Annotated in this window: 10 protein-coding genes, 1 pseudogene and 2 riboswitches; of the genes and pseudogenes, 4 read left to right on the plus strand and 7 right to left on the minus strand. The window is 70.8% G+C overall.

Annotated elements, in window-relative coordinates:
* The 7 genes and pseudogenes from ABD481_RS15565 to ABD481_RS15595 form a co-directional block, all read right to left on the minus strand.
* Positions 1-163 (minus strand): annotated as a pseudogene (locus ABD481_RS15565) (lipoyl synthase); the annotation flags it as partial.
* Between the two features lies 1 nt (position 164).
* Positions 165-1436, minus strand: a complete 1272-nt coding sequence (glyA, locus tag ABD481_RS15570) for a serine hydroxymethyltransferase (RefSeq protein ID WP_344666364.1) — start codon at positions 1434-1436, stop codon at positions 165-167.
* Between the two features lie 2 nt (positions 1437-1438).
* Positions 1439-1813, minus strand: coding sequence for a glycine cleavage system protein GcvH (gene gcvH, locus ABD481_RS15575; RefSeq protein ID WP_344666365.1), 375 nt, complete (start codon positions 1811-1813; stop codon positions 1439-1441).
* Positions 1814-1955: 142 nt separating this feature from the next.
* A complete protein-coding gene (gene gcvT, locus ABD481_RS15580) occupies positions 1956-3050 on the minus strand; it encodes a glycine cleavage system aminomethyltransferase GcvT (protein ID WP_344666366.1) in 1095 nt (364 codons plus the stop codon).
* A 67-nt stretch (positions 3051-3117) separates the two neighbouring features.
* A complete protein-coding gene (gcvP, locus tag ABD481_RS15585) occupies positions 3118-6015 on the minus strand; it encodes an aminomethyl-transferring glycine dehydrogenase (protein ID WP_344666367.1) in 2898 nt (965 codons plus the stop codon).
* A 148-nt stretch (positions 6016-6163) separates the two neighbouring features.
* Positions 6164-6259, minus strand: a riboswitch (glycine riboswitch).
* A 298-nt stretch (positions 6260-6557) separates the two neighbouring features.
* Positions 6558-6655, minus strand: a riboswitch (glycine riboswitch).
* A gap of 64 nt (positions 6656-6719) precedes the next feature.
* Entirely contained in the window at positions 6720-7946 is a 1227-nt protein-coding gene (locus ABD481_RS15590) for a sensor histidine kinase (protein ID WP_344666368.1), read from the minus strand.
* Between the two features lie 2 nt (positions 7947-7948).
* A complete protein-coding gene (locus tag ABD481_RS15595; RefSeq protein WP_344666369.1) occupies positions 7949-8611 on the minus strand; it encodes a response regulator transcription factor in 663 nt (220 codons plus the stop codon).
* Between the two features lie 149 nt (positions 8612-8760).
* Here ABD481_RS15595 and ABD481_RS15600 point away from each other — a divergent pair, with 149 nt between their 5' ends.
* The 4 genes from ABD481_RS15600 to ABD481_RS15615 are packed head-to-tail and all read left to right on the plus strand — an operon-like array spanning position 8761 to position 12807.
* Positions 8761-9210, plus strand: coding sequence for a hypothetical protein (locus ABD481_RS15600; protein WP_344666370.1), 450 nt, complete (start codon positions 8761-8763; stop codon positions 9208-9210).
* Positions 9207-10766, plus strand: a complete 1560-nt coding sequence (locus ABD481_RS15605) for an ABC transporter permease (RefSeq protein WP_344666371.1) — start codon at positions 9207-9209, stop codon at positions 10764-10766. Before ABD481_RS15600 ends, ABD481_RS15605 begins: the two co-directional genes overlap by 4 nt.
* Before the next feature lie 53 nt (positions 10767-10819).
* Positions 10820-11509, plus strand: coding sequence for an ABC transporter ATP-binding protein (locus tag ABD481_RS15610; RefSeq protein WP_344666372.1), 690 nt, complete (start codon positions 10820-10822; stop codon positions 11507-11509).
* Positions 11509-12807, plus strand: coding sequence for an ABC transporter permease (locus tag ABD481_RS15615; RefSeq protein ID WP_344666373.1), 1299 nt, complete (start codon positions 11509-11511; stop codon positions 12805-12807). The genes ABD481_RS15610 and ABD481_RS15615 overlap by 1 nt, the downstream gene beginning before the upstream one ends.
* Positions 12808-12900: the final 93 nt, after the last annotated feature.

Below are 12900 nucleotides of genomic sequence, written 5' to 3' on the forward strand. Positions count from 1 at the left end.
TCACCAGGTTCTTCAGGCCGGTGTATTCCGGTCCCATCTTCGCCCGGGTCTTGATCCAGCTCGGTTTCTTCTCGATCGGGACGGCGCTGTTGCGGACCTCAAGCCGGAGCAGCTTGCGGCCTTCTGGCTCCGGGGTGACGGCCGTGGTAGTGTTGCCGACCACCTCACAGCTCCGGATACAGAGGGAACTCGCCGGTCAGCACCGCGACCCGGGCCCGCAGCTTCCCGGCCACACCCTCGTCGTAGCCGGGCTTCAGCGCCTCGGCGATGACGTCGGCGACCTCGGCGAAGGCGGCCATGGTGAAGCCGCGCGTGGCCAGCGCGGGCGTGCCGATGCGAAGCCCCGAGGTCACCATCGGCGGTCGAGGATCGAAGGGAACCGCGTTGCGGTTCACCGTGATGCCGATCGAGTGCAGCCGGTCCTCGGCCTGCTTGCCGTCGAGCTCTGATTCGCGCAGGTCGACCAGTACCAGGTGGACGTCAGTGCCTCCGGACAGCACCGAGACGCCAGCGGTGGCGACGTCGGCGGCGCCCAGACGCTCGGCGATGGCCCGGGCGCCCTTCAGCGTCCGCTCCTGCCGCTCCCGGAACTCCGGCCCGGCGGCCAGCTTGAACGCCACGGCCTTCGCCGCGATCACATGCTCCAGCGGCCCGCCCTGCTGGCCGGGGAACACCGCGCTGTTGACCTTCTTGGCCACGTCCTCGCGGTTGGTCAGGATCACGCCCCCGCGCGGGCCGCCGAGTGTCTTGTGCGTGGTGGTGGTGACCACGTCCGCATACGGCACCGGGTTCGGGTGCAGCCCGGCCGCCACCAGGCCCGCGAAGTGCGCCATGTCGACCATCAGATACGCGCCCACCAGGTCCGCGATCCGCCGGAAGACGGCGAAGTCGAGCTGCCTCGGGTACGCCGACCAGCCGGCGACGATGAGCTTGGGCCGGTGCTCCTCGGCCAGGCGCTGGACCTCGGCCAGGTCGACGCGGTTGCTGTCGGCCGACACGTGGTAGGCGACGACGTTGTAGAGCTTGCCCGAGAAGTTGATCCGCATACCGTGCGTGAGGTGCCCGCCGTGGGCGAGGTCCAGGCCGAGGATGGTGTCGCCGGGCTGGATCAGGGCCATCATCGCCGCGGCGTTCGCCTGGGCTCCCGAGTGCGGCTGCACGTTGGCGAACCCGGCGTCGAACAGGGCCTTCACCCGCTCGATCGCGAGGGTCTCGGTGACGTCGACGTGCTCGCAGCCGCCGTAGTAGCGCCGTCCCGGATAGCCTTCGGCGTACTTGTTGGTCAGGACCGAGCCCTGTGCTTCCATGACCGCGACCGGCGCGAAGTTCTCGCTGGCGATCATCTCCAGGGTGTTCTGCTGGCGTTCCAGCTCCGCGCGCACGGCGGCGTACACGTCGGGGTCGACGTCGGCGAGTCGGCTGTCCAGGATCGACATGGTCAGGCCCCTTCGGTGAGCGCCGTGTAGGCCGCGGCGTCCAGCAGGTCGGGCGAACCGGTGATCCGCATGCGGAACAGCCAGCCCTTGCCGAACGGATCAGTGTTGATCGACGCGGGGTCGGCCTCGGCGGCCCCGTTGATCTCGACGACGTCGCCGTCGGCCGGGGCGAACAGGTCGCTGACGGACTTGGTCGATTCGATCTCCCCGCACGACTGCCCTGCGGTGATCGTGTCGCCGACCGAGGGCAGGCTGATGTAGACGATGTCGCCGAGGGCCTCGGCGGCGTGCGAGGTGATGCCGACGGTCGAGACGTCGCCGTCGGTGGCGATCCACTCGTGGTCGGCGGTGTAGCTCAGCTCAGCGGGAACAGTCATGGTCGCTTCTTTTCTCTAGTGACGTGATGGCGTGATGGCGCAATGGCCGGATGACTCGGTGGCCTGATGGCCGGATGACTCGGTGGCCTGATGGCCTGATGGCCTGATGGCCGGATGGCGGAAGGAGATGGCTGGTCAGTGCTCAGACCTGGCGGCGGTAGAACGGCAGCGGCGTGATGCTGCCGCGCACCTGGGTGCCGCGAACATCGACGAGCACTTCGGTTCCGGCGTAGTCGGCCGGCACGTACGCCATCGCCACGGGATAACCCAGGCTGGGCGACAAGGCGCCGGAGGTGATCTCCCCGATGACGTCGCCGCTTTCCACGTCCAGGACGGCGTAGCCGGTGCGCGGTGCCCGCCGCCCGCCAGTGGTCAGCCCGACCAGCTTCTGCCGGGGCCCCTCGGCACGCCGGATGGCCAGCGCGGCCTCGCCGACGAACCCGCCGGGCTTGTCGAACACCACGATGCGGCCCTGGCCGGCGTCGAACGGCGTCGTGCGGGTGGTGAGCTCCTGGCCGTACAACGGCATCCCGGCCTCCAACCGCAGCGTGTCGCGACAGGCCAGACCGCACGGCTGAAGCCCGTACCCGGTGCCGGCCTCGGTCAGTGCCTTCCACAGATCGGCGGCGTCGGCCGGGCGGCAGTAGATCTCGAATCCGTCCTCGCCGGTGTAGCCGGTTCGGGCCAGCAGGACGGCATGGCCGGCCAGCCCCGCCGGGTCGATGCCGTAGTACTTCAGGGTCTTGACATCGACGTCGGCCAGCTCGGCGACGATCGCGGCCGATTGCGGCCCCTGGACGGCGAGCAGGGCCCAGTCGTCGCAGGCGTCCGAGACCGTGACGGCGTAACCGTCGATCCGGTCCCGCAGGGTGGCGCAGACCAGCTGGGCGTTGCCCGCGTTGGCGACGACGAGGTACTCCGTCGCGCCGAGCCGGTACACGATCAGGTCGTCGAGAATGCCGCCGGTCTCGTGGACCAGCATGGAGTAGCGGGCCCGCCCGATCGCGATCTTCGAGGGCTCCCCGACCAGGGCATAGTCCAACGCCCGGCCCACCTCGGGGCCGGACAGCTCGATCTCGCCCATGTGCGTGAGGTCGAACAGGCCGGCCGCCTTGCGCACGGCATGATGCTCGTCGAGCTCGGAGGTGTAGCGCACCGGCATCGACCATCCGGCGAAATCGGTGAACGTCGCGCCGAGCGCGGCATGGAGGTCGTGCAACGGTGTCTTCTTCGACATGGCGGTGCCTCTCGGTGGCGGTGCGGTGGCGGTGCGGTGGCGGTGGCAGGCGTCGTGACCGGTGCGGTCAGGACGCGGAGGAGTCGATGGGCGGGCAGGAGCACACCAGGTTCCGGTCGCCGAAGGCGCCGTCGATCCGGCCGACCGGCGGCCAGTACTTGTCGGTGCCGATCCCGGCCGGGAACACGGCCCGCTCCCGGGAGTACGCCCGGCTCCACTCCCCGACGATCGAGGCGGCGGTGTGCGGAGCGTGTCGCAGAGGACTGTCTTCCAAAGCCCACTCACCGTTACCGACCAGGTCGATCTCGCCGCGAATGGCGATCATCGCCTCGCAGAACCGGTCCAGCTCGGCGAGGTTCTCGCTTTCGGTGGGCTCGACCATCAACGTGCCGGCGACCGGGAAGCTCATGGTGGGGGCATGGAAGCCGTAGTCGATGAGCCGCTTGGCGATGTCGTCGACCGTGACGCCGGTGGCCGCCGTGATCGGGCGCACGTCCAGGATGCATTCGTGGGCGACCAGACCGGCCGCCCCGGTGTACAGCACCGGGAAGTGCGGGCCCAGGCGGCGCGCAATGTAGTTGGCGGCCAGCACCGCGGTCCGGGTGGCCGCGACCAGCCCTTCGGCGCCCATCATGCGGATGTACGCCCACGGGATCGGCAGGATCCCGGCGCTCCCGAACGGCGCGGCGCTCACCGATCCGATGCCGTCGCGGCGCGCGGTCTCGGGGTGCAGCGGATGGCTCGGCAGATAGGGCGCCAGATGAGCGGCCACCGCGACCGGCCCGACGCCTGGGCCGCCTCCGCCGTGCGGGATGCAGAACGTCTTGTGCAGGTTCAGGTGGGACACGTCCCCGCCGAACTCGCCCGGCTTGGCGACGCCGAGCAGCGCGTTGAGGTTGGCGCCGTCTACATACACCTGGCCGCCGTGCTCGTGCACCAGTTCGCACAGTCGGGTGATGCCCTCCTCGTAGACGCCGTGCGTCGACGGGTACGTGACCATGATCGCGGCGAGGGAATCAGCATGCTGCGCACACTTGGCTTCCAGATCCGCCAGATCGACGGTGCCGTCGGGTCGCGAGGCGACGACGACCACCCGCATCCCGGCCATCGCGGCCGACGCGGCGTTGGTGCCGTGCGCACTGGCCGGGATCAGGCACACGTCCCGTCCGCCCTGGCTGCGGGCACGGTGATAGGCCCGGATCGCCAGCAGTCCGGCCAGTTCGCCCTGGGACCCGGCGTTGGGCTGGATGGACACCTTCGCGTATCCGGTGACCTCCGCCAGCCAGGTCTCAAGCTGCGCGATCAGCTCGGCGTACCCGGCGGTGTCGCCGGCCGGGGCGAACGGGTGCAGGTCGGCGAAGCCGGGCCAGCTCACCGGCTCCATCTCGGTGGTCGCGTTCAGCTTCATCGTGCACGACCCCAGCGGGATCATGCCGCGGTCCAGCGCGAAGTCCCGGTCGGAGAGCCGCCGCAGATAGCGCAACATCTCCGTCTCCGAGCGATGCGCGCCGAACACCGGGTGCGTGAGGAAGTCCGAGGTGCGGCGCAGGGCAGGCGGCAACCTCTCGCAGCTCCCTGCAATAGCCGAGGCTTCTGAACTCCCTGACGAATCCTCTGATCCGTCTGCTCTTGCGGTGTCCTGGCGCCCAAAGGCCTGCCGGACCAAATCGATATGCGCCTTGGTCGTGATCTCCGAGCAGGACACGCCGACGTGGTCGTCGTCCACCAGCCGCAGCCGGAGCCCCAGGTCATGCGCGGTCGCGACCACCTGCGCGGCGCGTCCGGGAACGCGGACCGACAAGGTGTCGAAGAACTCTGTATGCACCACCTCGACACCGTCGGCCTCCAGACCGGTCGCGAGGTGCGCCGCGTACCCGTGGATCCGCTGAGCGATCTCGGTCAAACCCTCTGGACCGTGGTACACGGCATACATCGAGGCGACCACGGCCAGCAGCACCTGCGCGGTGCAAATGTTCGACGTCGCCTTGTCGCGGCGGATGTGCTGCTCACGGGTCTGCAATGCCAGCCGGTAGGCGGGCCGGCCCGACGCGTCCACGGACACGCCCACCAGCCGCCCGGGCAGGTGCCGCTCCAATCCTTCGCGCACCGCCATGTACCCGGCGTGCGGGCCGCCGTAGAACAGCGGGACGCCGAACCGCTGCGTCGACCCCACACAGATGTCCGCGCCGAACTCACCCGGCGGAACCAGCAGCGTCAATGCCAGCAGGTCCGCGGCCACCGCCACCAACGCACCGCGCGCCTTCGCCGCGGCAGTCACAGCGTGCAGGTCACGGACCGCCCCGGAGCAGCCCGGGTAGGACAGCACCAGTCCGAAGAAGCCGCCCTCCGGCAGCGGCGCGGTGACGTCGACCTCGACGACCTCGATCCCGACCGCCGCGGCCCGGGTGCGCAGGACATCAAGGGTCTGCGGCAGGGTGTCGGCGTCGACCAGCACACGCGCGCCGCCCTGCTTGCCGGCCACGCGGCGCATGACCGTGACCGCCTCGGCGACCGCCGTGCCCTCGTCGAGCAGCGAGGCGTTGGCGGTGGGCAGCCCGGTCAGATCACCCACCATGGTCTGGAAGTTGATCAGCGCTTCCAACCGGCCCTGGCTGATCTCCGGCTGGTACGGCGTGTACGCGGTGTACCACGCCGGATCCTCCAGCACATTGCGCCGGATCACCGCGGGCGTCACCGTCGGGAAGTAGCCCAGCCCGATCATGGCGATGCCCACCGTGTTCCGGGCGGCCAGCTCCACCAGCTCGGCGCGGGCCTCGGCCTCGCTCGCGGCCGTCGGGAGGTCCAGGTCGCCGACGGTGCGGATGCCGGCGGGAACGGCGGCGTCGACAAGCTCACCGAGCGTGCGATAGCCGACCTCGGCCAGCATCTTGGCGCGGTCGGCGTCACGGACGCCGATATGGCGGGCAGAAAAAGCGCCGTGCGTGGACGGCTCATCAGAGCTCATAGGGAGGCTCCCTGCTGGTACGCCGCGAACGCGGCGCCATGGATGGGTGACCTCCCCGCTCTGTCATCGATACCTGAGAGCTTCACCGCCGGATCGGGCGGTTTGCACCGTGGGCGCAGGGCACAGGGCCCTGACTTTCCAGAGTTGCCTCACCGCGGCGGTATGGGGGCCTGAGAGATTCTGGGGAGTGTTGCTCCTTCGGCGCCTCGCCCAGGCTGGACGAGGACTCTCCCGCTGCGGTTCGAACAGCGCGGTATTGAGTTGTCAAAAGGCAGGACGCGGAACGCGGCCCAGCAGAGCTACTTGAGGGGGAGCGCCACCTTGAGTACCAAGACGGGCACCAGGTCGAACGGCGGGCTGAAGGCCGTGTGATGGGCCAGTGCTACGACAGGCATAGGGGCATCCTCGTGTTCCTAGCGCACACCAGGGTGTGCGGCCGAGTGAGCCTCCCCCTCTGTCATTGGCCTGAGAGTTTCACCGCGCGTAGAGCGCGGCTTTCACCGTGGGCGAGACGCATGGGCGCCTACTTTCCAGAGTCCGCCTCCACTCATGCGGTAACGAGGCCTGAGAGTTTCCGGGGAGGATTTGCTCCTTCGGCGCCACAACTCCACCGAGTCGTGAGCTCTCCCGCACAGTATCGTCAGCGGTGTATTCAATTGTGGGGCCGTGCGCGGGACAAAAGTACGGTGGCCGCGACGCGGCCGTCAAGAGCCCCGGGCTTCCTTGCGCAAGCCCACGTGTACAGCCAGGCCCCCGGTCGGCGGTGCTTGCAGCGACAGGGCGGCGGTGTGGGCGTCGGCGATAGCGGCGACGATCGACAGGCCGAGGCCGAGTCCTTCGTGGTTGTGGCCGCGCGGTCGCGCGAGGTGTTGGAAAGGTTGCAGGATGCGTTGCACCTCGGCTGTGGGGATGAAGTCACCGGTGTTGCTGACAGCCAGGACCGGTCGTGCGGCGTGGATGTCAGCGGCCGGCCCGGCCGATCCGACGGCGGCGGCATCGCCGGTGGCTATGCGGATGCTCCCCCCGACGACGTTGTGTCGAATGGCGTTCTCCAGCAGGTTCGTCACCAGAACCTCCATCAGCTGAGGGTCGCCGTCCATCGGCGCCCGCTCCAGCGCGGTGTCGAGTCGCAGACCTCTGCGGCCGATCTCCTCGTGGTGCGCGTCGACCACTCCTTGTGTCACCTTCGCGAGGTCGAAGGGCTCGCGGTGGTCGAGGCCGGCCTGGCTGCGAGCCAGGGTGAGGAGGGCCTGGATCAGGTGTTCCTGGTCGTCGGCGGTGACGAGGACTTCGTGGCACGCCGCGCGCAGGGCGGGCAGGGTGAGGTCGGGATCGGCCAGAGCCACTTGGAGGAGGGTCTTGCCGAGCATGATCGGAGTGCGGAGTTCGTGCGAGGCGTTGGCCACGAAGCGTTTCTGCGAGTCGAAGGCGGATTCAAGTCTGGCCAGGAGGGCGTCGATGGTGCCGGCCAGGTCCTTGAGCTCGTCGTCGGGCCCGGTGTGGGCGAGCCGGTCGTGGAGGTTGTGTTCGGAGATGGTGCGCGTGGCGCTGGTGATTTCGCGGAGCGGGCGCAGGGTGCGGCCGGCCAGGAGCCAGCCCAGCCCGACCGACACGACCGCCATGATCGCGAGGGCGATACCGGACTGGACGACGAGCTGGTGCAGGTCGGCGGTCCGTTGGGCGTGCAGGCTGTCCGCGGCGGACGTGGTGGCGTGCGCGTGTTCGGTGCTCGCGCTGTCCGGGCTGGACCCGGTCGACACCTGGAGGCGGGACAGCCGGGTGTTGACGAGCGCGTAGGTGATCCCGAGCAGCGCCGTGCCGGAGGCCACGAAGCACAGTCCGTACAGCAGCGTGAGGCGCAGCCGCACTGTCGGCCTCGGGAGAAAGAAGACCGAGGAGACCATGTCGGCTCGTCTGGGCGGGGAGGCCATGGTCAGTCCCCGCCGATGCGGTAGCCGGCTTTGGCCACGGTGGCGATGAGCGGCGGATCGCCCAGTTTGGCCCGCAGGCGGCTCATCGTGGTGCGGACCGCCTGGCTGAAGGGGTTCGCCATCTCGTCCCAGACCCGCTCCAGCAGTTCCTCGGCCGACACCACGGCACCTCTCGCGGCGAGGAGGGTCTCCAACACCGCGAACTCCTTGGGGTTGAGGGTCAGCTGACGGCCGTCGCGGGTGGCGACCCGCCGTGACGGATCCAGCGTCAGGTCCGCGTGGGAGAGCACCGCGGGCAGTCCGACCCCCGGGCGTCGGCCCAGCGCGCGGATGCGGGCGACCAGTTCGGAGAAGTCGCAGGGCTTGGGCAGGTAGTCGTCCGCGCCGATGGCCAGGCCCTCGATCCGGTCGCCGACCGCGCCGGCCGCCGTGAGCATCAGGACCCTGCTCCCGGCGCCGCCGGCCGCGATCCGGCGGCAGACGTCGTCGCCGTGGGTGCCGGGCAGGTCGCGGTCCAGGACCACGACCTCGTAGGCGGTCTCGGCGACGCGTTCGAGGGCGTCGTCGCCGTCGAAGACGACGTCGACCGCCATCCCGGCCCGGCGCAGCCCCGCGGCCAGGGTCAGCGCCAGCTTGGCGTGGTCCTCGACCAGCAGCACCCGCATGGCTCCAGGATGCCACCGCCACCTGTTGCAGAAATGCAACTGCGTTGCGCCGCCGCAATCGGGTGCTCCGTAGAAGTGACGGCATGGACAGTGAAATGAGAGCAGCGGGACCGCGGAGGCGCACCGCACGGCCCCGCGCGCTGACTGTGATGGCGTTCGCGCTTGCTGGGACGGCGGTCGTGCTGGCCGGAGTGGCCGCGTGCAGCAGTGCCCGGCCGAGGATGGTCACCTCCGGGTCGGTGCTCGGATCGCCGACCGCCTCGGCAACGGCGAACGCGATGAATCCGGCCGACCCGACAATCCCGATGAACCCGATGAATACGAGCAGCGGTCCGGTGGCCATCCACCCGGACGCCGATGTGACCGGCACCGCGCAGCGCGGCACCACCGTCTCCTTCACCGCCGACTTCGCCCGCTGCATGCGCGCGAACGGCGTGCCGGCGTTCCCCGATCCGGAGGCTGCCAAAGCGGACTGGCTCGCGCCGGGCAGCGGGGTCGACCCCGCGTCGCCGCAGTTCCTGGCCGCCCTCAACGGCCCGTGCCGGACGTTGGCGCCGGCGGCGTGGCTGTCGAGCGGACCGGTGGGGGCCCAGTCATGAGCCGGACTCGTACCGACCGTACTGACCGTGCCGCGCGTGGCGACCGTGAAGACCGCGCCACCCGGCCCGATCACGGCCTCGGCCTCCGCCCGGACCGCCCCACCCGCCCCCTCCGCGCCATCCACCCGCTCCGCGAGGTCCGCCGCCGCTGGCGCCAGACCCTGCTCTCCGGCGCGGGCCTCGGCGTCGGCATCGGCCTGGTCGTGACGGTCATGGCGGCCGCCAACGGCCTCGGCGACGCCGAGCGCGCCGTGCTCCACTCCCTCTACGGCGTCGGCACCGACATCTCGGTCACCAAGGCCTCGCCGAGCGCCGGCGCGCCCGACCCGAAGGACCTGAACGCGTCCGGATCCTCGGGCAAGGGGATCGGCTACTCCCCGGGCAAGGACCCGCAGCCCGTCGACCAGCTGACTCCGGCCCCGGGCTTGAGCTGGCTGCCGTCCGCCGCGGCCGCGCAGGCCGGCCGGCTGCACGGCGTGGCCGAAGTGGCCGGCGGACTCACGCTGTCGGACACCTCGTTCATCGTCCCGGCCCTGTCCCAGATCGCCCCGGACGGCACGCCCCCGGCCAGTGCCTTCCCGACCACGCTCCTGGTCAGCGGCGTCGACGTGGCCCATCCCAGCCTTGGTCCGTTCGCTTCCGCCAAGCTCGTCGCCGGACGCGGTTTCACCGACGCGGACCGCGGCGCCGATGTGGCCGTCGTCGACTCCGCCTACGCCGCCGCGCACAGCCTGGCCGTCGGCGGGTCCGTCACCGTCGAGCTGCACCGGTTCACGATCATCGGCCTGGCCGCCCAGCCCGCCGGCAGCGCCGACGTCTCGATCCCGCTGGCCCGCGCGCAAGCCCTCGCGAAAGCCTCGTCCACGAGCCCTTACACCGGGATGACGAGCCCTGACATGGTCACCGACATCTACGTCCGGGCCGCCGGCGCCTCCGACGTCGCCGGCGTGCGCTCCGGCCTGGCCCGCCTCCTCCCGGCGGCGACCGTCAGCAGCGCCTCCAGCCTGGCCGACCAGGTGAGCGGGTCGCTGAAGGACGTGTCGCGGCTCATCAACCAGCTCGGCCGGTGGCTCTCGGCGGGTGTGCTGACCGCCGCCTTCGTCCTGGCCAGTCTGCTGACGCTGGCCGCGGTGAGCAGCCGGCGCCGGGAGCTCGGCACGCTGCGGGCGCTCGGCTGGCCGCGACGTCTCGTGGTCGGGCAGATCACGGCCGAAGCCCTGGTCACCGGTGCCGTCGGCGCCGTGTTCGGCGTGGCAATCGGACTCGGGGGCGCCGCGGTGCTGTCGGCGATCGCGCCGAAGCTGACGGCCACCGTCGCGAACAGTCCGGGGAACGTGGCGCCGAAGAACGTCGGCATCAACGCCACCGGCATGCACGTCACCGACGCCCCGGGCTCGCTCCACGACCTGGCCGTGCGGATGGCCGCCCCGGTCTCGGCCTCGCTGCTCCTGGTGGCAGTGGCGACGGCGCTGGCCGGGGGCCTGGTCGCGGGCCTGGTCGGCAGCTGGCGCGCGTCGCGGCTGCCACCGGCCGCGGCGATGTCCGACGTCGGCTAGGCCAGAACTCATCAGACCTGACAAAAACCCTGAGACACCTGGCAGGAGAATCCATGTACACCCTCAGCAGCGTGACCAAGACCTACCACCGCGGACGTGAAGGCACCGTGACCGCCGTCGACGGCGTCGACCTGGTGATCGCCGACGGCGACTGGCTGGCGATCAAAGGACGCACCGGCAGCGGCAAGAGCACCCTGCTCCAGCTGCTCGGCGCCATGCACCGCCCCGATCGCGGCGCGGTCGAGTTCGACGGCCGCGACCTCGCCGGTCTGCGCGAGGCGGAGCTGACCCGGGTCCGGGGCGAGGCGATCGGTTTCGTGTTCCAGACCTTCAACCTGATCCCCACGTTGTCGGCCCTGGAGAACGTCGAAGCCGCCCTGGTTCCGCTGCGGCTGCCCGGGGCCGAGCGACAAACCCGGGCCGCCGCCGCCCTGGCGGACGTCGGCCTCGCCGACCGGGCCCGTCACCTGCCCTCCGAGCTCTCCGGCGGGCAGCAGCAGCGGGTCGGCATCGCGCGGGCGCTGGTCAAGCAGCCCAGGGTGCTGCTCGCCGACGAGCCCACCGGCAACCTCGACACGGCGACCCGAGACGAGATCCTGGCGCTGTTGGAGACGCTGTGGCGGGAGCGCGATCTGACGCTCGTGGTGGTGACGCACGACGCCGACGTGTCCGAGCGCGCGCGCCGGGTCGCCGTGATGGACGCCGGGCGCCTCGCCGTCGTCGTCGGCTCCGAAGGAAACTGATGGCCGGCCATCGCAGGTCCGGCCCGAGGTGGCCGTTCGGGCTCCGCTATCTGTGCAGTGAGCTGCTGAGACGGGCTCGCAGGACACTGCTGAGCGCGGCCGGTCTCGGGCTCGGCGTCGGGCTCGTCATGGTCGTCTCGGCCGTGTCCGCCGGAGCCGACCGCGCGCAGAGTTCGGTGCTCCGGTCGCTTTACGGCGTCGGCACCCAGCTGACCGTCGATCAGCCGATGCGTTCCGTCGGCGCGCTCCAGGACTCCTCCCACGCGCTGACGGGCACTTTGGAGCCTTTGCCGCCCTCGCAAGCGGCGACGATCTCTGCGCTGCCACACGTCGCCGCTGCCAGCGGCGGTCTGCAACTGGCCGAGCTCACGCAGTCCGGCGCGCTGTTCTCCCGCACCAGGGTGGACGGCGTGGACCCGGCGCAGGTCGCGCCCGGACCGCTCGCGGCGGCCGACGTCGTCGCCGGACGGATGCTCGCCGCCGCCGACACGACGCGGAAGGTCGCCGTCCTCGACGGCGGCTACGCCACCGCGCAGCACCTGTCGGTCGGATCCACGGTCACCGTCGCGGGTGCTCCGTTCGAGGTGGTGGGCATCGTGAAGCGGTCGCAGGAGATCGGATCGGCCGACGTCTACCTGCCGCTGGCCGCCGCCCAAACGCTGGCCCGGGCGCCCGACGGCCGGCCGTTCGCCGACCGGGTGAACGTCGTCTACGCCGCGGCGGACAGCGCTTCGCACGTCGCGGACGTCCAGCGCGCCATCGTCCACCTGCTGCCCACCGCGACCGTCACCGGCGCCGACGCGGAGGCGAACGCCGTCACCGGCTCCCTGCGCCAAGCGGCCGACCTGATCGGCGAGCTCGGCACCTGGGTCGCGGCCGCGGCGCTGACGATGGCGAGCGTGGTGGCAGGCCTATTCATCGTCGGCGGGGTGGCCGCGCGGCTCCGGGAACTCGGGACGCTCAAGGCGCTCGGCTGGCCCGCCGGCCGGATCGCCGGGCAGGTCATCGGCGAGTCGGCGGCCATCGGGGTGCTCGGAGCGATAGCGGGAGCGATCGCCGGCTTGGCCGGAATCGCCCTCGTCGGCGCCCTGGCCCCGACGTTGTCGGCGACGGTGCCGCAGGATCCGCAGAGCATTCAGAGCTCTACTGTCGCCGTCCATCTCGCACCGCATGCGGACGCCGCGCTCATTGCCGGAGCAGCGCTGCTCGCGGTGCTCGGGGGAGTGCTGGGCGGTGCCGTCGCCGCGTGGCGAGCGGCCCGGCTCCAGCCAGCCGTTGCCTTCACGCGGATCGCGTGAAGGCAACGGCCGTGCGCCACCGGCCCACCCTGGCGGACTATCGGGAAATGCGGGCTGTTGGTCTGTGCGTATGTACGTCTCAGCGCATCAGCG

Source organism: Catenulispora yoronensis, assembly GCF_039531695.1.
Lineage (GTDB): Bacteria > Actinomycetota > Actinomycetes > Streptomycetales > Catenulisporaceae > Catenulispora > Catenulispora yoronensis.

Coding starts and splice junctions, on each gene's coding strand:
- glyA (WP_344666364.1), bottom strand. CDS start 1,436: ATGTCGATCCTGGACAGCCGACTCGCCGACGTCGACCCCGACGTGTAC.
- gcvH (WP_344666365.1), bottom strand. CDS start 1,813: ATGACTGTTCCCGCTGAGCTGAGCTACACCGCCGACCACGAGTGGATC.
- gcvT (WP_344666366.1), bottom strand. CDS start 3,050: ATGTCGAAGAAGACACCGTTGCACGACCTCCATGCCGCGCTCGGCGCG.
- gcvP (WP_344666367.1), bottom strand. CDS start 6,015: ATGAGCTCTGATGAGCCGTCCACGCACGGCGCTTTTTCTGCCCGCCAT.
- ABD481_RS15590 (WP_344666368.1), bottom strand. CDS start 7,946: ATGGCCTCCCCGCCCAGACGAGCCGACATGGTCTCCTCGGTCTTCTTT.
- ABD481_RS15595 (WP_344666369.1), bottom strand. CDS start 8,611: ATGCGGGTGCTGCTGGTCGAGGACCACGCCAAGCTGGCGCTGACCCTG.
- ABD481_RS15600 (WP_344666370.1), top strand. CDS start 8,761: ATGGCGTTCGCGCTTGCTGGGACGGCGGTCGTGCTGGCCGGAGTGGCC.
- ABD481_RS15605 (WP_344666371.1), top strand. CDS start 9,207: ATGAGCCGGACTCGTACCGACCGTACTGACCGTGCCGCGCGTGGCGAC.
- ABD481_RS15610 (WP_344666372.1), top strand. CDS start 10,820: ATGTACACCCTCAGCAGCGTGACCAAGACCTACCACCGCGGACGTGAA.
- ABD481_RS15615 (WP_344666373.1), top strand. CDS start 11,509: ATGGCCGGCCATCGCAGGTCCGGCCCGAGGTGGCCGTTCGGGCTCCGC.